The sequence below is a fragment of the Lunatimonas sp. genome (assembly GCF_020832325.1).
Taxonomy (GTDB): domain Bacteria; phylum Bacteroidota; class Bacteroidia; order Cytophagales; family Cyclobacteriaceae; genus Lunatimonas.
Genome location: NZ_JAFIEU010000006.1, coordinates 1 through 20770 on the forward strand (window position 1 = coordinate 1; position 20770 = coordinate 20770).

Sequence of the window (20770 nt, forward strand, 5' to 3'; positions counted from 1 at the left end):
AACCAAAAACCCGAAGCGACCCCGCTTTCCCGACCGTAACCCAATTTCTCGCCGCAGGCGTATATCTACCAATATCGCGAACCTTATATCCCTTAAAAATATCGCCGAAGGCATATATCAGAGACATAAGACGTTAGACGTAAGATTTAAGATTCGCGAGAATTACGATCCTACATCCTTTCCTAAACCAAAAACTCGGAGCAACCCCGCTTTCCCGACCGTAACCCAATTTCTCGCCGCAGGCGTATATCTACCAATATCGCGAAGCTTATATCCCTTAAAAATATCGCCGAAGGCATATATCAGAGATATAAGACGTTAGACGTAAGATTTAAGATTCGCGAGAATTACGATCCTACATCCTTTCCTAAACCAAAAACCCGAAGCGACCCCGCTTTCCCGACCGTAACCCAATTTCTCGCCGCAGGCGTATATCTACCAATATCGCGAAGCTTATATCCCTTAAAAATATCGCGAAGCATGTAAACTACCAAACCTGCTATTCTAGCACATACAGGTACATGGCACTGGGCCCCGGCCAAGGCTCTGGATGGGGTCGATCTCTGTTTTGCGGCAGCGTTTCCCACTTAAGCAGGTACGTCTTGCCATCCTCGGGATGTCCCAAATCCCCAGTTGAACGGATCTGAAGTCCGGGAAAGTCGCCTTCTACCGATGTTTCCTCCATCATCGAAGTGGGCTTGTGCACCTCACCGATCCGATTAAATTTTTTATCCAATAGCATGGTCCCCTTTCCATATTTTATGTGATCGTAGCCCAATTCGTACGTACCGTCAGCCCGACGCCGAAAGTCACCAATGCGAACCTCAAATACGATACTCCCTCTGCCAGAAAACTCCCAGCGATAGTCCCAATCGGTGACCTGCTTGCTTTGCCAGGCATCTCCTTCGAGCCAGGTGACGTAAAATTGAAGGTTCCCTTTCTCGTCGTACTTATGAAAGGCCATCACGGGCTGTAAGTTGTCATCCAACACCAGTTTCGCGGCCAGATTGATAATCCCACCTCCCGCAGGTATGGGCGCTACGATCACCGATTTTTGGTCAAAGGTAACCGGTAAGGTCACGGGATTCCCAAACGCATCAAACCAATGGGTAAGATCTGGACTCTTGATATAGGAAAGGTCGTGGTTGGTCTCACAGTCTGGGGTATCCCTCCATACCCAATACATGTGGTACCAGTCGTCATCCAATAGCTTGGGTTGGGAAGCATAGGCGTTCATCAACCCCTGTCCATCGGTCAGTGGCGTATCCAAAAGCCTGCTCCAAGTCTTCGTTTGGGTGTCGTAAATATTGTAAATTTCGTTTCCGTTCCCACTTCCGCCATCCCGGTAGTGAAACAGCAACTCCCCTTCTCGATTGGTCATAAAATGGGGATAGGTACAACGGGTTTCATGGGTGCCAACCATGGTTTTGTGCTGCACCAGCGTAGTTATGTCACGAGGAAGCTCCGATCGGAAATAGGTAATGGGGTGCACGTGCATGTTTCCGGATACGTGCAAATACCCCTCCCTATCTATACCGATCGTCACCGAATTGTGGCTGTCCCAGTTCAAAATGGTGCTGGTCCCCTCGCCTACCTCTCTATCAAACACCGGAAGCGTGTGTAGCGTAAACGAGGGATCTGACAAATCCCGTTGCCCTACAGTCATGTATCGATTTTTATCGTAATAGGCGATGTACTGCCTGTCCCCACTTGTGAGCAAGGAAAAACCCACCGGGTGCCCCGCCCATACGGAATCGACAAAAATCCGATCCACCACTTCCTTTTTTTGATCCCGCTCGTCGATGACCTTCCAAGTCTCCTCTTGTTGACAGGAGAAAAAAGACATTGCAGTCACCAGGGCAGTACCTAAGTAGCCTATGGCATGTTTCACAGCATTTGGTTTCGAATTCATGTGTCTATAATTGTTTTTCAGCGGTCACAACCTGTCCCGGTTTATCGGGATGGAATCTCGCATGATTGATAGTATAACCTGCGTGTGACGGCTACGTCATGCTCGATTTCATGCGTCTAATCTTCTTTTCGTTATTTCAATTCCAGTACCGCACTTTTACCCGCAAACATTCCCTGTGGCAACTCCAACCGCACGGAAGTGTCTCCAGCTTGTGTGGCTAGCGTGGCCATTCCACTAGTACCGGAGAGGGCATGGCTTATGCGAAAATTTAATGCTGCCAACCTACGCGTGGGGTCTGATCCGGTGATTTTAACAACTTTCCCATCGGCTAACTGAATCATCAGTAGTCCCGGAGAGTCCATTTTCACCGTCAATCCATCCTCCAGTTCCAACGACCCGGCCCGGTAAAACGCCAACTGATAAAGACCTCTGTCCGGATGCTTTACGGCTTGGATATCCCTGGTGTTCGCTACTATCTGCAGGGGCATATTGGTGGCCAACTCAGCCACTTGCGAACGGCTGACCGCCGGAAAGACCACGTAGCTATAGGTGCCATTTCCCGGACGGGACCCGTGGTCCAGCCAAAGGGAAAACACGTCTTTCGTTACCAATTCTTTTGGTGAGCTGGTTTGCTGACTGATATCGGTCCACCTTCCGCTGACAGGGCCACTCGCAACACGCACCAGTTGATTTTCCGGAAATACGTATCCCACAGAGTCGCTAAATACCCATGGAATGCCATCCAGCTCGTGGGAGCCCGTTGGAAGCATCCGGTGTCCGGCCCCTTTAGAAACAGCAACCTGTCCTTGCAGTAGATTTTGGTTTATCGTGGTGTATACTGCTCTCCCGGACCGCGCTTCTATCCCCGCTCCCAAACACACATAGCCCTCGTCAAAGAAAAACCAAGCCTTTTTCGCGCTCAGTGGATCGTGGGCACTTTTAAAATCATAGGCAACCAACCCATACGTACCGTCTGTTGCTGCTCCCACAAACTCTGTACTTCCCCATTTTTGAATTTGGTTTTCATCCGGCAGAATCTCTTTTTGGAGAATAGTAGCGCCTGGGATTTTCTGATAATCCAAAACCGGAAAAATATCGGCATACTCCAAGCCGGTCACGGCTAAATGGTTGGTCCCGTCTCCCCGATGATGATTTTTTAACCCCTCACTGTTGTAAGGTACTTCCATGTTTGCGTTTCGGGTGGAGTACATCCGAACGGATGCGAAATAGTGTGGACGCTGAAAGGTGAAATGCTCCGAATGCCAAAAAAAAGTACTATGAGAGCGGGTCTGACGATTAATGCCTTTTTCCCTGGTCGCAATCACTTCCTCCAGTTCCAGACGGCGGTAGTCCGTGGTGAGCAGCAGTTTCTTAGGTGTATCGGCAGGTAGTGGATTTAGTGCACCCGGGCGGGCTATACTCCGATTTTTGGCCCCTGTATAGGGATATTTACCAAAGGCCATTGTCTTGGCAATCCCATCCAGGTAATAATCAACCAATTGCCGGCTCTTCTCCTCTGAAAATGCGTACTGCGTGCCCGCTACATACACCGCCCACTCCACAAAGGCATCCGCATAGCCCAATCCATAGGACAGGGTATTGTTCACGCGGTCTTCCCGATGATGGAAGCTATAGTCATACTGCATTCCCCTGCCCTCGGCAAATTTGATCTCTCCCTCAATGACCTTGATCACTTCCTCAAACTGCGAAAGGTCATTGATAAATAGCAGGTTTTTTGCTAAAATTCCGGCTATCTTAATTCGGTCACCACTCGGTCTGGCCCCCGACGCGTTTAGGTGCGCCCTGCCAATGATGGGCTGCGTCGCCTCCACCAAGTCAGCTGGTAAGGAGGACCCCACCAGCAACATGACATGCACCATGTTCATGGGAGTGCCTATCTGGTTGTGCCACCAATTATCGCAGAAATAATCATGCTCCACCCAATGGGACAAACCCCGCTCAATCGCCTGCAACACCCGCTTGTTCCTTCTGAATTTGGACCCCCGATGCGTGTAGGCTTTACTTAACAGGACCAAATTTGCACTGTGTAGCCGGTGTTCAAAACCGGTACGGGATACGTCTTCGTAGTTGATACCCGGCCAGGTGCCATCCGCTCGCTGACTGTCCAGTAGCTCTGTTACGGTAGCCGCATCGATGTCCCCTTCCAGCAAACCCGCGACAATTCGTCCTTTTATTCGGTCAAAATCATTGGCATATACGGCCATTGGAACCAAACATACCCATGCAATGAGGATCAATCCGATGAATAAATTGCTTACTTTTTGCTTCATAGTTGTCAAACAAACGTTCATTCTGTTAGAATTTTCGAATACAACGAACCGCATAGTTGCTGCCCTTATTCAGTGGGTAGCTACCCCCATACCCTCGGAAATTCTGGCCCCAGACAAACCCAATATTGTATTCCGAGGAACTCCAATATATTTCGCCTTCAAATCCGTCCAGAAAGTCCATGGAACGGAAGAGAATGTCGAGTTCTGCCTTGGAGGGCAGATACCAATCTCCATAACCACCTTCCTGACACGCTGCACACACCTTAGCGGCAAAGTCTCCGGAAAGATTATCTGCCGTTTGTTGCGCAATGATTAGCAGTGAATTGTCTCTTCCCGCATATATACCATCCCCAACCGCATTGACTAAACGATCTCCATGGTCTCCGTATAATTGAGGCTGCAAGGCCCTGCCATTCCGCCAAGGGCTGTATATTTTTTGATCTTTTAGGGGGGCGACCAGCCCATGCGATCCTGTTTCGTCTAGCCAGACAACTACGCCACCCCCAAAATGCTCGCCTATATACCGCTCACCTCTTACCTGTACGGGTTGCTTCTCGGATCCACTAACCATTACCTCATCGAATGAGGGAACTGTACCGGATGCTGTATGATTTTTAACAGTTACACTTTTGCCAGCTTGGTCTCCAGCTGGAAGCAGCACCTGCAAGGTGGAGGAAGTCCCGGCAGCAGAGGCCTTCCAAAATGGCCCGTATCCCACAAACGATCCCCCAAACTCCAATGTACAGGCCTTCTCCGACCTGGACGGGTCTGCTACGGATACTTCAGAAATCACCTTTCCGTCCATCTTTGTCAGGACCACTCCAGGCATGGATAACGAAATCCATACACCGCTGGGTAGTTCAATCCTCCCCGGCTCGTAAAAGACCACTTGGGCCATTTCCAAGCCCTTATGCCACACCGCTTGTACCTGCGAGGTGTTGGCCAGCACCTCAACTTGTGAATCCGTTCCAATCCGTTCCATATCGGCCGCCGCTACATGGGGGTGTACGGAGTAAGCGTATCCAGCCCCCTGTGGCTTCATACCGTGATCTATCCATAGCGCAAAAATATCTTTGGACACCGCTGGCTTTCGCTGAATACGTTGGCTATTTGCAATGCTCTGCCAATAACCTGTCCGAGTATCGTTCAATACGTAGGCTGTCGTAGGTTCATAGAAAAGGTACCCAACACTATCCTGAACTACCCAGGATATCGCTTCAAACTCCCGAATTCCTGCTGCAAGCTGCTGCATGCCTGAGGCAGACCCGACCTGAACCATCGAACGGCTAAGTGTTTGATTGATCGTTGTAGCTACAGGATAGTCTGCATCCGAAAAAATGGCACTACCCAAGCAAATGTAGCTGTCGTCAAAGAAAAACCAGGCTTTCTTTGCCCGAAGGGGATCATGGGTGCTTTGAAAGTCAAATACTGACGCACCGTATAGTCCATCCGTTACAGCCCCCACAAAGGTGGACTTCCCCGGCTTGGCGATCTGATTCCAATGGGGTAATTCCGGCTTTTGAACTACCGTGGTGCCAGGGATCTTCTGCCAGTCCCATACCGGGAAAATATCAAAATACTCGTCCCCTGTTCGGGAAATAAAGTTAGAACCATCGGCATAATGGTGCATCTTAAGCGACTCTTGGTTATGAGGCGCTTCCATCGTATGGTTTCTTTCTGAATGCATGCGAACAGAAGCAAAAAAACCTGGCCGCTGATGACTAAAATACTCTGAATGCCAAAAAAATCGGTTGTGGGAAAGGTTTGGTACCTGCACACCTGTGCGGATCGCCACCACATTTTGTAGCTCCTCCTTACGGTAATCGGTAAAAGAAAGCAATTTGGCCGGCAACTCCGGACCAATAGGTGCCAACGTTCCTTCTCTTGACATGCCCCTATTGATCACACCCGGGTCCTTGAACGAAGCATGGACCATGGACTTGCAGATACCATCTAAGTAATAGTCTACCAGGAGGCGGGTAGATGCCTCCGGAAACATAAAATCCGTACCTGAAAGGCGAACACCCCAATCGGCAAAGGTCGCCGCATAGCCGGTACCGTACGCTAAAATGGAAGTGACCCTATCAGACCGATGGTGAAAGCCCAAATCGGGCTTAATCCCCATACCGGAGGTAATCGATACTTCTGCCACCATCGCATCGACAGCGGTCCTTACACCGGACGAATCCCGATGGAATAATGCCAACTCTGCGGACAAACCCGCAATTTTAATCAGATCCCCCCCCGGCCTCGCACCCCAGGCCCGAAGGTTTGCCCGGGATGCCAATGCAGAAATCCCGGATACACGTTCATTTGACAATTCCCCATCCATCAGGTATAAGATAGCTATCCAAGACGTCGGATTGGCGATCTCATTGGTGTGCCAGTTATCGGCTATAAAATCGTGCGCTAACCAGTAATCGATAGCTGCATCAATGCCGGCTTTTAAGGCAGGCAATCCCTTCAATGGAGACTTCTCCAAGCGATAGGCACGACTCATCACTTCGATGTTGACCACATGCACCCTGTGTTCAAAGCCTATTCGGGAGACGTCATTGTAGTCGATAGCCGGCCAATACCCTTCAGGGCTTTGGGTATTCAACATGGTGCGCACCTCCATCTCAGATACGGAACCGGAGAGCTTGTCTTCCAAAACCCTATTCCTCAACAGCTCTAAATTCGATTGGGAATAGCCAAACGTACTCCCTATTACCGTAAACGTCAGCAAAAGAAGCTTCTTACGAAAAGCTTCCTTTGCTCGGTAAAACCTGCCGATGAAAATCATGGCCGATGAATAATCAATTGCCGGATAATTGTACCCGAATGACATCGCTGTCACCTTGGATGGTCCAAGCAGGTATCCGGATCTCCAAACGCTTGAGTCCCTCCATCTGACGGTCCAATTCCAGTGGTGCGGGATCTAGAGAAACTACAGATACCATTAACTGGGGATGGGAGATATTCTCCAGCTTGACCGATTTTCCATCCTGCCGCAAAATAGCCCCGCCTGGCACGATTTCCACATCAGCCTGGGTCATTAGCTGCCATGTAATGGATTGGGTGTTTTCATTAATTTCCAAATGGTCTTCCACTACTATGGAACGATCATCTGGCTTGATAAACTTCCTATGGGCCTTTTTGATGTTATCGCCAAACACGGGCGTCAGATCAAAGGTAGATTGGGGCTTGGCTCTGTCATCAAATGCTACCAGGGGGGCAAAGCCATTGTTTATATGCAGCGCGTCGTTAACCGTCAGTGTGCTGTGACCGTAGTTGTTTTTGGTAAGCAACGTCCAACGCTCGCATTCTTGGCAATTGCCCCACAGGTTAAAGCCTGTTATCTCCAACTCGTTATAGGGTTGATTTCCGGGATCAATCACCCAGCGTACGCCGTTTAATTCCCAGATAAAGGATCCTGCATCCATGTTCCCGTGGCTGATGGTCGCCCGGCCACCCTTGCCACCGAAGTAATACGCATTGGGACCCTGCTGCTGACCACGGTAAATAACTATGGGATTGGAGCCATCACCTTTCCAAGCCAGGGGAAGGGCTGCCTCCTGCTTGGGTTCAAACTGTGCCAGCCATACCAATCCGGCTCCCCCTATCCGGTTAAGCTTGCCCATGCTGGCAGGCGATTGGGAGAAATTCTCTTTTTCAATGTATAGCGGGTTTCCGGTTTTGGTTCCAAACCAGGCCAGCACGATATCTCCCGCCGTACCATGCTTGTCACCGCAATCGGCAAAGTTATAGTACCATCCGGAAGGCGCTATGCTGAGATACCGGAAAGCGGCAGATTCCTTAAAAGCGGGATAATCGGCAATGCCGAAATCCGTGCCAAAGGCCGACTCCAACATCGCTGAGGTCAATACGGAAAACGCGGTGCCATATCCCCAATACGTGGAACCTTCGGGATACACCCCATCGGGCCCATACTCTTCCATGGAATGAGGAATGCCATCCAATGCCCTGCTAATGGTCTTTGCCGCAAGCTCGGGGTCCCGATCTGCGATCATGATCGAAGCGGCAATCATACCCCCATTGCATACTTGGTTCCAGTTGTTGGTTCCATTAATCCAGCCATGGCGTCCCTCCCAACTGGGATTGATTCCTTTTTCGATCAGGGCGGTTTTTGCCATGTCCACTGTAGACTTTGGCAGATCAGACCCTACCCAGTCAATGGCAAGTGCAACCGCCGTGGCCATCTCGGCCACATCCAAATAATGTGAGGGATTCCAATCCGAAAACCGGCAAACCGCCACAAGTTCTTCATTGAGTTTCGTCAAAAATCGCTTGTCCTTCTCCAGTCGATAGGTCATTCCCAGCATATTGACTCGATACAACATCTCCCGGGAAGTGCTGAGCAACCTCCTACCAATCATCACCCGCTCCAATACCGGCTCGCTTAGGATCTGCTCGGCATTGAGCTTTACCCCTTCGTAATAGTTGGCTACCAAGGGGTCACTTTTGATTTTTCGTTTTACCTCCCGCTCCAATGCGGGCGTCAATACCAGCTTGGGGCCGCTTTTTCGAAGCTTGCTCTTTAGGTAGGTTACCGTTATGGGATTTTCCAGTTTTTGAGGGTCATTGGCTGGCAGTCCAAGCTCCGATTTGGATAGATTCCGACCGGTATGTATGGCATGGAGGGGCAAGGTAACCAATGCACAAGATGCCGCAAGCAGAAGAGAGACGGCTAATTGTTTGAGATTTGGGAAAGTCTTCATGGTTTGGGTTGATTGTAGGAATGGGGTTATGTGTGTATACCAATTGAAATGGAGTCAATACTGTTGTTTGGGTTTCATTAACGTAGGAAAGGTCCATGCAAAATGATGGACTGGATAGACAATTGGCCTAGCTTCGACCGCATAGGCACCGTAACTTGGCTGCTGATAGATATCCTCCATGGCTTCTAGTAGGTTTCCCGGCCAAGAGCTTGGCGAACCTGGGCGTTGGTTTTCGTGCCAGGGCCAAGATTCCGGATTTTTCACGAAACGTAAGAGGTAGTCGATGCCCGACTGAAGCGTGGCGCCGGTGGCTTGTCCTCGGAGTAAATCCGTGCCATCCGTCTGCTGAATGACCCAACAGGCCGCCGTGATGGGAGCCAATGAAAAATACGTATACCACAAGCCCCGGTCCTGTCGGCGTACCTCCTCGGGCATGTGTCCATCAGGTGCAATCTTGTGGTGCAGGTCGCTTTGAATCAGCCGGATGTTTTCCGCCATTTCATCGGAATCCTCTAAGAATGCAGCACTTAGCACAGATCCATACCGGCCCCAATCTGCCCAATTGTTTTTTCGGTTCCTGATCTCGTTGCAGGCCACGCGGTACACCTCGCCTACCCAGCCTTCCATTTGTTGCCGTTCCTTGCCGGAAAGCTGTCCGGTATCATTAAGGAGCTGAGCAGCAATAACCAATCCAGGTCCGGAATAGGCCATTACAAGCGGTCCATCGGCTTGGCTATAAGCGGTATTCGTACTGGACCACGCCTGTAAGAAATAGCGTGCTTTCTTGGCATACTTCCGCTTGCCACTCAGCGCATAAGCAAGGGCCAAGGCATAGGCGTTAAAAGAATCCGTTTGAAGACTTTTGGAGTTGTTGCGGTGGCCATCCGGGTTTACGTAAAACCCCGGAACGGAAAAATCTGCCAAGGCGTGGTGTTTTTGGCTCAACGCAGAATCTGCATAGGTTATAAGCTGTTGATAAGCTGAAAAATATGGCTCACGGGCCCCATTGATCTGCGCTTTCACATAGGAAATCTGTGCCGTGGGGTGCATTCCCTGTGCACTCAGCGGTGATCCCAAACAAAAGGAACACAGGATCATCCATACAATTCCTATTGAACGAGCAATTTGCATCATAGTTAGGTCAATAATGGGTTAATGGATTTATTGGGTTGGCTATCTACTCTGAAATATGAGAAGATTCGGTGAAATTCGCCCACCGCTCATAAAAAAACCTGCTGATGTCAGCGAAGGAACAGCCTAGCTATTCGATCCCTTTATCAGCAGGTTTGCATACATGTTACACGTTCCTTAGCTTAATCCCAGCCAGGGTTTTGTCCCAAGTTTGGATTTTGAGCCAAATCGTTTAGCGGAATAGGCCATAGGTAGTTTTTCGCTTCGTTAAAAACTGGAACAGCCCAATCGGTATTTTTATACACGTCGATATAAGTCTTACCATTATCGGGATCTACACTAGTCTGAATAAGCGCTCCGGGGAATCTGGCCTGTGCAGCCGCGTTCCATTGAATACCCATATCTTTCTTCAATAATTTCCTGCCTTGCTTCCATCGGCGGATATCGTCGTATCTGAATCCCTCACCCATCAATTCGATCCTTCGCTCTCTGCGAATTTCCACGATGAGAGAAGATACTCCATCGTTCGCATATCGGGGATCCATGGGAGGATTTAGCGTGAGGTGAGGCATACCCACCCGATCTCTCAATCTATTGATACTTGCATCCAAATCGCCTTGTGTGATCTCACCAAGCTCAGCCTTCGCCTCCGCATAGTTAAGCAATACCTCTCCAAATCGAAGAATCAACGCTGGAAACTCACCGGTATCAAAGGCCTTTCCAATCATATCGTCTGCATTATAATGCTTGATCACATGGTAACCAGTGGAAGAAGTTCTACCTCCTGGCTGACCAGCAAGACGGGGATAAGGTAGTCCATCTGCATTATGGTACTTGTAAAAACCGGCATCTGACGGATGCAATACAGTCTGTCGTAATCTGGGATCCCTGTTTACGAATACACTTTCCACTGTTTCGTCTCCTTGGTAAAGGTTTGACAAAGTGATTGGTAAACCGTCGGTACACAGGTAATCTTCCACCAAATCACGGGTGGCACCACCGGAATAAGAATAGTAATCCTGAACGTGATTGGTGCGAATACCCAACCGGTAACGTCTCCACTGTATAACCTCTGGATTTCCGGTCAAATCGGACAAGGTTCTGTGGAAGGCATTGTAATCCATCTCAGGGTTTCCGGTAGAATATAGGCTATGTGGACCGTTATCCATCAATTCCTTGGCGGCATTCGCTGCTTCCGTAAGCCATGTATTTGCGTTTGGCAAACCATGGTATTTCCTCCACGTACCTTCAAACAGGCAAATTCTTGACTTAATGGCCAGCGCTGCCCAGCGATTCAGTCGACCCGGGTTGTTGCCATCACCCCAGTTATTGGGAAGGTTGGCGGTGGCGAAATTCAAATCCTCCAACACCTTGTCCATGACTTCTACTCGTGGAGTTCTTGCTGCAAATAGTTCATCGGAATCTATATTCAACTCACGGTCCACATAAGGAGCATCACCAAACATTTTCACAATGTGATGGTAAAACCATCCCCTAAACAGTCGTGCTTCGCCGATGTAACGGTTTCTGATATTGTCGGGGATATTTGCCCTGCCGTAGTTGGCCAACCCAATATTTACTGCTCGCACAAAATTCCAGCCCCTAAATCCATACCATTGATTGGCAATACCGGTGGAATTGGTAACCACCGTCTGTCTTCCGGCACGGACCTGCATAAAGGGCATGTGTCTTTCATGGTTTGGTGCCAAATTGTCCGCAAATCCATCCACCATCAAATAAGATGCTACCTGACTGTCAAACCCTTGATGATGGCCTAACATAATGGGGATATTTATGTCATCCATGGACATGTGGTAGAAGACGTTATTGTAAGTCGCCAAATCGTTTGCCGTATTCCAGAAAGTCTCGTTACTGATCTGGTCTAATGGGTACCTCTCCAGAAAATCGTCGTTACAGGCACCCAGCATCAGCAAGGATACTAGCAGAAACCTGAGTTTATATATGTGCTTTTTCATTTATTAGTTCGTTAACGGATTAGAAAGTTATCCTAACACCCAGTGTGTAAATTCGCTGCATTGGGTACTCGATGGCTCCCGCATAAATTGTCTCAGGGTCAAGCGGTTTGCGTATCGGAGAATACTCCCACAGGTTCATCCCTGCAAAATACACGTTTGCATTTTGCATGCCGATGGAGTTAATGATGTTGTAAGGAATATCGTACCCAACTGACAGGTTCTTTAAGCGGATATAGCCTGCATTCTGAATAAAGCGACTTTGAGGCCGGATATTCTTCTTGTCGTTGGTAGAAATATGGGGATGGGCAAAATAGGCATCCCGGTTATCCTCTGACCAAGAATCGGTAATAAAGTACTTCTCTACGTGTCCAGCATTGAATGGGAAGAACCAAGTCCAGTTACCATCAGAAGGCCAGAAATCCCTGCGCCAAATACCTTGGAAGAAGGCATTCAAGGTGAAGTTTTTCCAAGCGAGGTTGTTGTTGATACCAAAACTTAACCTTGGTGTGGTGTTGCCAATGATCCTTCTATCACCGGGGTTTGCCAGGGTGTTATTACCGGGGGTAATACGGCCATCACCATCCAGATCCGCATACTGAATATCGCCTGGTCTCCAGTTGGCTCCCAGAAAACTCTGGTCAGCGGCTGCTGCAACCTCATCCGCAGTTTGGAAGATTCCAACCGTTTCGTAACCCCAGATCTCACCTATTTTCTGACCTACATAGTATTGAGCGTTTCCGCCCTCAGCAATAATCCCACTAGGAATTGCCCCATTAGGGTTGTCAAACTTAGTAATCGTGGCCGTCCAATCGGACAATGCCAAGGTCACATCGTAGCTCAAATCACTCTTCAATCGGTCTTTCCAAGTCAAAGCCAATTCCCAACCGGTGGTTCTGGAGTCTGCTGCGTTTGCCTGAGGCGCTTGTGTACCTAGGATAGATGGGTAGGTAGAACGCATCAACATATCCTTCGTATCCCGCTGGAATACGTCTACCGATGCATCTATTTTTCCACCAAGTAGTGTAAAGTCCAAGCCTACGTTTCTGGAAACCACTGTCTCCCAGGTAAGGGTCGGACTTACCAAGCCGGCAGGAGACACAAACGGCGTACGGTTTGCGCCGTTCATCATAAAGGCGGATTGACCAATACCCATTGTAGGTATGTAGGGATAGAAGTTATTTCCCAGCAATTGATTGCCCAACTCTCCGTAGGAAGCCCTTACCTTCAATTCATCCAGCCAAGAACTTGCTCCCGCCATAAAACTTTCGTTTGATATCCTCCAACCAGCAGATACTGATGGGAAGAAACCAAAACGACTATCTTTTGGGAAACGGGAGGTTCCGTCGTATCGGGCATTCGTCTCAAGAAGGAAACGGTCATCAAAAATATAATTCAATCGGTAAAATGCTCCACGCAACGCATTATGATTCATACCACTAAAGGTCTGTTGCAATCCGATTGTTGCATTCAAGTTTTGAATCATTGGAGTAATCAACGTATTGTTCTGGGCCCTTACGAACTTATTTTGACCCCACTCTTGATTGAATCCAACCATTGTACTCAGGTTGTGCTTTGCTGGTAGTGAGAACTGATAATCCGCAAAGGCATTTATCACATAGTATTGATTAAACTCGCTACGTTCATTGATAAAATCGTTCCCACTGAAACCATTATTTATTATGTTGGCAGGATTGGTAATGTTTGGAGTGACTACCTCTACCTTACTTGCCACGTCCTGTTCTGCTCTAGTAACAAAGTTATAAGAGAAATTACCTTGGATTTTCAACCCTTTTACCGGTGTCAAAATGGCCCCCTGAGTCATCCAGATATCGTTATTGGTCCATGTGGACCGTCCACCGTCTTTCAGGTAAGGCCAGAAATTGGTCCCCTGAAAATATTTGCCGATAAATGGTTCGTATATTTCCCGGTCACCTGGATTTAAGTAATAGGGCAAATCAGGGAATTGAATGGGCTGAATGGGGTTTACCCGCGCAAGCGAGTTGATATTCACATCCCAGTTATAAAAGTAAGGTTTGTCGCTGCGTTGCGTGTTAATTACTAGTTTTTCTTCCAAGGTCAACCATTTCGAAACCTTGAACTCACCTTTCATCAAGACATTGTAACGCTTGAAGTTCTCGTTATTTACCGCTAGATATCCGTCCTTGTTCAAATGGCCAAAGGATACAAAGTAATTGGAGTTTTCAGAACCACCAGAAATGGACAAATCGTGCTGCTGCGTGGGTGCATAGTCGATCATGATATCATTCTGGTAGTTATTGAATCCATAAAACCGAAGGTTACCATTTACGATGCCCCACTCGTTTTCCGGGATGGGATTATTTCTCCAACGCAGGGTACCCTCTACCATGTCCTGATCAAAGGTAGGAACGCCGTTTGTCCGGATGTTTGCGAGGTTCCTGGCATTTACAAAATCATGTGGATCAGTGATGGGGTCCATGTTGAAAATTGGCTTAGCCAAGGAAAACTGACTGTTTAAGCTCACAGAAACCTTACCGGCTTTTCCGCTTTTAGTTGTAACTAAAACCACTCCAAATGCCGCACGCGCACCATACACGGCTGCAGCAGCTGCATCTTTCAATACCGAAACACTCTCAATATCATTGGGATTGATTCGGTTGAGGTCCATGGGCACGTTATCCACCAAGATCAATGGCGAACCACCATTGATCGACTGGAATCCCCGTACGTTAAATGCGGGACTTTGCGCTGGGTCACCGTTTCGTGGAGCAATGTTTAGGTTTGGAATCACACCTTGAAGGCCTTCTGCCACGTTCGCTATTGGTCGGTTCTGTAGACGCTCTGAGGTAGCTACACCTACCGCTCCCGTCAGGTTCACTTTTTGCTGTGTACCGTAACCGACTACAACCACTTCCTGCAGGGAAGAGGTGCTCTCTACCAAGGTAACGTCGATAATTCGCTGGTTCCCGAGCGAAATCGTCTGACTTTCGAATCCGATAAAAGAAAAGACCAAATTAACCCCCTCGGGAACGGTGATCGAGTACTTTCCGTCCATATCGGTGGCGGTTCCTAGATTGGTTCCCGGTACGGAAACGGTCGCTCCTGGAATAGGTTCACCGTTTTGGTCCCTTACCGTACCGGTAATCGTTACGTCAAAGGCCTTCACCTTTAGTACCTCGTTGGTCTTTCTGTTGGACGCAACGACGGATCGATTCATGTTAATGCTCTCCAGATTCGCATCTAGAGAAACCCTTTGTTGGGCAAATACGTCTGTTGCCAGCAGTACGCAGCCCACCATCATACCCGCCGAGACTAACCCCGGCAGGAAGCGGTTTCGTAAACTTGTTTTCATAAAGTTTGTTTGTTGTTAAGTTATTTGAGGAATTGAGAGTAAATATAGAAACGCTAGGCGCTTCAGATACGAGATTGGTCAGCTTACATCATAGGCAAATTGGGTATATGGTTCACATTCACTAGCCTTACACCCAACAACAAATAATCAAATCTCTATCCAGCTTAATAAAGAATCTCTTAGTTACGCTTTCTCGATTCTAAAAAATAATATTTTATTGGTATGGGAGTATTGCTAATTCTATTTACTCGGGAAATATAGGACAAAATACACAAATACAAAATAGTTTCATTTTATTTTTATTTACCGGTTACAAAAAAGAAAAGCCGTCCATACGGAATATGGACGGCTTATTTAAGATAGTATACAAAAATAGGCGCTTAATCTGCTAAAAACCTGGATTTTGGGTGAGTGCAGCATTTACGTCTATTTCCCGAAGCGGAATCGGAAACCGCAACTGTCGCTCCGCAAAGGTTGCATTGAACACATTTCGGTGACCTACAAAGTCGTCGTATGCCTTCGTAAGGTCATTGCGCACCTTCCTCGTGCGCAGCATGTCAAACCAAAGTTTCCCCTCGTAGCATAGTTCGAAATAACGCTGATTCCACACTTCCTGCTCGAACGCATCCGCGCTCATCCCCGAAATAGGAATCAAATCGGCCCGGTCCCGGATATCATTGACACATTGCAATGCCAAGGCGTTGGGTCCTCCCTCTGCCCGATTGGACGCCTCCGCATACATCAGCATCACGTCTGCAAGGCGGTATATGGTGAAGTTCAGCTCGGATCGGGCATCCTGATCAATGGCTACCTTGTCAAACCACTTGTAAATGTAGCGTCCTCCAAGCTGTTGACCGTTGTATTCCGAAATGAAAAACTGCTTTTCTTCGGCACGCTTATCTCCCGCGTCGTAGCTGTCTATAAACTCAAAACGAGGAACCAATCCACCAAACTCATTGGAGTACACAGAGATCCCCGCAAAAGTAGGCAAACACACTGGGGTAAGCGGGTTGTTTCGGTTGATCTTGTCAAACTGCACCTGGAAAATAAATTCCCGGCTGTTTTTATTGGCCGGCAAAATCATGTCGGTGTACTCGTCAAATAGATCAAAGGTAGAGCCTTTCAGATCCACTACTTCCTTGGACCTTCGGGCAGATTCTACATACGCAGACTGTCCGGCATTTACAGGGTGTCCGGCATAGGTCAGGTAAACGTCTGCCAAAAGCGACTTGATAAATCCTTTGGACACTTCGCCGTTGGGTCTTCTCCAAGCCAATCCGGAAGTCTCCGCAAACAACAAATCCGGAAGGATAATATCGTCGTAGATTTCCTTCACAGGCGAACGGGGGGTATTTACATCTGCGAGTGCTTTTACCGGTTCACTGATTTTTGGCACATCTCCGTACATTCTGACCAAGTAGAAGTAATAAAACGCCCGCATAGTCCTTGCCTCGGCTAGGTAGTCATTCAACTGGGTTTGCGACAAGGCAGTGTATCGCGGCAATTGTTCGATGGCCACGTTGCAACGGAGAATTCCCTGATACAACTGACTCCAATAGGTGTCTATATAAAAGGACTGGGAGTCATAAGTCAATTGATTAAACCGGAAACCTTCGGTTTGTGCCACGCCATCCGCCTTTCCGGTCATGAACTCCAAAAGCGAGAGGGTATTTCCACCCCATCCGCCGGACCCGGTCACGACTACGTTCACATTTGCATATATACTGGTTACCAAGGCACGGGCGGCCTCCGGACTGGATAGCTCAGCCTGAGTGGTCAGGGTAGCCGGATCTTCTTCTAAGAAGCCCTCGCAGGACAGGAGTCCAAGAGAAGCTACGATCGCTAGGATATATTTTATTGGTCTATTCATGATAATGCATGGTTAAGGGTTAAAAGGCAATGTTTAATCCCGCACTGAACGTTCTGGGCCTGGCAAAGGGGAAGAAGTCAAGGCCTTGCGGCAATTGTCCGGCACCTTCAAAGGTGTTTACCTCGGGATCGTATCCTGTATATTTGGTGAATAGCAGTAAGTTTTGACCGCTTAGAAATACCCTGGCTCTGGAAATATTGTACTTGCTCAGAATAGGCGCAGGTATGTTGTATCCAAACATGAGGTTTTGAAGTCTAACGAAGGATCCGTCCTCCACCCAGTGGGTATCCATATTGGTCAGGTAGGGTGTACCCCAAGCCCGCACCTCGGCAATCATGGAGTTTTGGTTTTCAGGGGTCCAAGCGTCCAATACAGTGGCATAGCTGTTTGCCAGTGTCTGCCGATCCTCCACAGAGTGTTTGGTGGCGTTGATTACATCTTGGCCATATACTACCCTAAACTCAAAAGACAGGTCAAAATTACGGTAGGTAAAGGTGTTGGTAATATTACCTACCCATTTGGGATACATCCTGCCAATGATTTTGGAGTCATCTGCATTGATTACTCCGTTATTGTCCAAATCCTCCCATCGAATATCTCCTGGCAGCAAACCGTATTGCGCCGCTTGGTCTGCCTCATCTAGATTCCAGGTACCCAATCGCACCCTTCCCCATATGGATCCAATCGGCTCGCCTACTCGAAGTATATTGGTTTGTCCAAGGAACCAGGGTCCCGGGAATATATCTGCATCGTTCGCACCTAGCTGTAGTATTTTGTTTCGGTTTGTAGACCAGTTCAGATCGGTGTTCCAGGAAAAATCTCCCCTTTCCATATTGACGGTATTGATGGTCAGTTCGATCCCTTTGTTTTCTACAGAACCAATATTCTGTAGCACGGAACCAAATCCGGTAGACCAAGGCAGCGGTGCGTTTAGGAGCAGGTTTTTGGTACGCTTGTAGTACAAGTCACCTTCTACCATCACCCGGCTATTAAACAAACCTAGCTCAAACCCAAAATCAACCTGATCGGTGGATTCCCATTTCAAATCGGGGTTTCCAAATGAGGTCTGCGACACACCAATTTCATTGCCTGCAGCCTTCAGCACGTTAAAGGTTCCTAAAAACTGCAAGGAATTAAAGTTGCCTATTTCTTGGTTTCCGGTGGAACCCGCACTCGCACGGATTTTTAGGTTATTGATCGCATCGACTCCCTGCATGAAGCCTTCCTCAGAGGCTCTCCAGGCCACTCCCACCGAAGGGAAAAAGGCAAACTTGTTGTTACCCCCGAATCGGGAAGACCCGTCGTATCTACCGGTCACGGTGAACAGGTATTTGTTGTCCAAGCTGTAATTCCAACGGGTAAAGTATGAGTTCAACGCATACGCACCAACGTTTCCATTGATACCGGCTATCGGAATGATGTTGCCAGCACGGATATTCCGCCACTCAAAGAAATCATCGATAAAGCCTTCACTTCGTACGCTTAGGTTTTCAAAGCTGTCTTTTAGCCAGCTAAAACCGAACATCCCGTTGATCCGGTGCCTTGTTCCGATGGATTTATTCCAATTGACAAAATTTTCATTTTGCCAATACAGCCGTTGGTTGGTAGAGACGGTAGCGATACCCCGCTGGTCAGCTGACAAAAGCCGAAGCGTTCGGGAAGAATAGAAGTTGTTTTTCTGGCTATCAAAGATAGTGCTGAACGTAGACTTAAATTCCAAATCTTTGGTGATCTTGAAATTCATGTAGAAGTCCGCATACATCTGATTCAGGTTTACGTCGGTATAGCGGTTTTGCGCAATCCGCACGGGGTTTTCGGCACCTTCTGTTCCCGGCCAGTCGGCATTCGCACCCCATCGACCGTCTGGATACCGTACGGGTAGAAAAGGCAAGGCTTCTGCCACCATTCTGGCCACATTCAATGCACCGTTTGCATCGTCCACTACCCGTCGCGTGCTTTTTGTACCTAGGATGCTACCACCTACGGTAAGCCAGGATTTAACCTCTGAATCCAAGGCAATTTTGCCGGTAAAACGCTCAAACCCAGAATTCATCATGATGCCATCTTCGTTGGTATATCCCAACGACACGTTGTAGGAGGTCAGGTTGTTTCCGCCACGGAAGGCCAGGTTGTGGTTTTGCGCCCAAGCTGTTCCATATACCTCGTCTTCCCAGTCGGTATCGTACAACGGCCGTCCACTGGAATCAAAAAGATCGGGATAATCCAATGGATTCGCACGCACATACCTGCCTTGCGCATAGCCGGAGGGATCGTACTTTTGCGCGTTGTCGTACGCACGGTTGTACACATCCATAAACTCCTGCGCATTCAACCTGGGTACGGTGGTCGCCCGGTTAGAGACAGACACGAAGTTGTCATACAATACTTGATTTTGGTTTTTCTCTCCCCGTTTGGTGGTAACTAGGATTACGCCGTTGGCACCCCGAGCTCCATATATCGCCGCGGAGGAGGCATCCTTCAATACCTCTACAGATTCAATATCCGAGGGGTTGATCATATTCAGGTCTGCACCGATGATCCCATCGATTACAAACAGGGGATTGACACCCGAGTTGATGGAATTGACACCCCGGATACGGATACGTGCAGAGGCACCGGGAGAATTCTGATTGTTGAGCACTTCCACACCGGCTATCCGACCCTGAAGTGATTTCACGGCATTGGGCTGGGAACGATCTATGAGCTTGTCTCCTCTTACTGAACCCACAGACCCTGTCAAATCTGATTTTTTGACGGTACCATAGCCGATTACCACCACCTCATCCAAAGCAGTGGCATCCTCTCTCATGGTCACGTTTACGACCGTGCGGTCTCCAACGACCACCAGTTGGTTTTCATATCCGATAAAGGAAAACACCAAGGTTCCCCCATCGGGCACGTTGATGGAAAATTTCCCATCCAAATCGGTGACAGTACCTGTCGTGGTACCCTGCACCAACACACTTACCCCTGGCATGGGGTCTCCGTTGGGATCCAAAACGGTTCCGGTGACATCCTTACGGAAATCAGCCGGCAATGGATCGGCATTTACAAATACTGCTGGCGGCGTACCGTTTGGTGCGGGCAAGTCCATGGCGCCATAGCTAAACGCCGGAAAACTAGCCAACCCAAACGAACTCAGGACCACTGTTCCTACACAGATGGTCCTTACACCCTTATGTGTAAGGTGCTGTAACGTTACTTTCATGTTAATTAGGGTTTAAGGTTAAGAAATTGAGAAATGCTTTAATGCAGTTTTTTTTCGTAGGTTTATTTCATTTATTCAATTTAAATTATTTAATTACATATTTTAATGTTTTATTTACATTAAACACCCAAAATTACAGTATTAAATATACCATTATTCGAATGAAGGATATTAATATACAATATTAATTGATTTATTAATAACTGAATATTATTATCAATTAAGACTCATATACAGCACAATTAACCGATTTAATAATAAATAATAGTATTATATTTGCTAATACAACAGGTTTATTCAATTATTAAAAAAACCTCTTCCCAAAATTGA

General features: G+C 47.9%; 9 protein-coding genes. All 9 read right to left on the minus strand.

The genetic code is table 11. The features are described from left to right. Nucleotides 1–499: 499 nt before the first annotated feature. Nucleotides 500–1912, minus strand: coding sequence for a BNR repeat-containing protein (locus JJU34_RS01195; protein ID WP_228690485.1), 1413 nt, complete (start codon nt 1910–1912; stop codon nt 500–502). Between the two features lie 131 nt (nt 1913–2043). Next, entirely contained in the window at nt 2044–4203 is a 2160-nt protein-coding gene (locus JJU34_RS01200) for a polysaccharide lyase family 8 super-sandwich domain-containing protein (RefSeq protein WP_228690486.1), read from the minus strand. Between the two features lie 25 nt (nt 4204–4228). Then, nucleotides 4229–7033 carry a polysaccharide lyase family 8 super-sandwich domain-containing protein gene (locus JJU34_RS01205; RefSeq protein WP_228690487.1) on the minus strand — a complete coding sequence of 935 codons (2805 nt, stop codon included), beginning with the start codon at nt 7031–7033 and terminating at the stop codon, nt 4229–4231. Continuing rightward, on the minus strand, nt 7002–8924 hold the full coding sequence (locus tag JJU34_RS01210; protein WP_228690488.1) for a heparinase II/III family protein: 1923 nt from the start codon (nt 8922–8924) through the stop codon (nt 7002–7004). The genes JJU34_RS01205 and JJU34_RS01210 overlap by 32 nt, the downstream gene beginning before the upstream one ends. A 54-nt stretch (nt 8925–8978) precedes the next feature. Then, the gene (locus JJU34_RS01215; protein WP_228690489.1) at nt 8979–10058 is read right to left on the minus strand and encodes an alginate lyase family protein; all 1080 of its coding nucleotides are present in this window, start codon (nt 10056–10058) and stop codon (nt 8979–8981) included. 179 nt (nt 10059–10237) lie between these two features. After that, nucleotides 10238–12031, minus strand: a complete 1794-nt coding sequence (locus JJU34_RS01220; RefSeq protein ID WP_228690490.1) for a RagB/SusD family nutrient uptake outer membrane protein — start codon at nt 12029–12031, stop codon at nt 10238–10240. Nucleotides 12032–12050: 19 nt separating this feature from the next. Then, nucleotides 12051–15362, minus strand: a complete 3312-nt coding sequence (locus JJU34_RS01225; protein ID WP_228690491.1) for a TonB-dependent receptor — start codon at nt 15360–15362, stop codon at nt 12051–12053. A 388-nt stretch (nt 15363–15750) separates the two neighbouring features. Further along, nucleotides 15751–17232, minus strand: a complete 1482-nt coding sequence (locus JJU34_RS01230; protein ID WP_228690492.1) for a RagB/SusD family nutrient uptake outer membrane protein — start codon at nt 17230–17232, stop codon at nt 15751–15753. Nucleotides 17233–17251: 19 nt separating this feature from the next. Continuing rightward, on the minus strand, nt 17252–20440 hold the full coding sequence (locus tag JJU34_RS01235; RefSeq protein WP_228690493.1) for a TonB-dependent receptor: 3189 nt from the start codon (nt 20438–20440) through the stop codon (nt 17252–17254). Nucleotides 20441–20770 lie beyond the last annotated feature (330 nt).

What these genes read in the sequence shown, in the direction of transcription:
- JJU34_RS01220 (WP_228690490.1), bottom strand. Translation starts at nt 12,031, where the DNA reads ATGAAAAAGCACATATATAAACTCAGGTTTCTGCTAGTATCCTTGCTG.
- JJU34_RS01225 (WP_228690491.1), bottom strand. Translation starts at nt 15,362, where the DNA reads ATGAAAACAAGTTTACGAAACCGCTTCCTGCCGGGGTTAGTCTCGGCG.
- JJU34_RS01200 (WP_228690486.1), bottom strand. Translation starts at nt 4,203, where the DNA reads ATGAAGCAAAAAGTAAGCAATTTATTCATCGGATTGATCCTCATTGCA.
- JJU34_RS01230 (WP_228690492.1), bottom strand. Translation starts at nt 17,232, where the DNA reads ATGAATAGACCAATAAAATATATCCTAGCGATCGTAGCTTCTCTTGGA.
- JJU34_RS01235 (WP_228690493.1), bottom strand. Translation starts at nt 20,440, where the DNA reads ATGAAAGTAACGTTACAGCACCTTACACATAAGGGTGTAAGGACCATC.
- JJU34_RS01215 (WP_228690489.1), bottom strand. Translation starts at nt 10,058, where the DNA reads ATGATGCAAATTGCTCGTTCAATAGGAATTGTATGGATGATCCTGTGT.
- JJU34_RS01205 (WP_228690487.1), bottom strand. Translation starts at nt 7,033, where the DNA reads ATGTCATTCGGGTACAATTATCCGGCAATTGATTATTCATCGGCCATG.
- JJU34_RS01195 (WP_228690485.1), bottom strand. Translation starts at nt 1,912, where the DNA reads ATGAATTCGAAACCAAATGCTGTGAAACATGCCATAGGCTACTTAGGT.
- JJU34_RS01210 (WP_228690488.1), bottom strand. Translation starts at nt 8,924, where the DNA reads ATGAAGACTTTCCCAAATCTCAAACAATTAGCCGTCTCTCTTCTGCTT.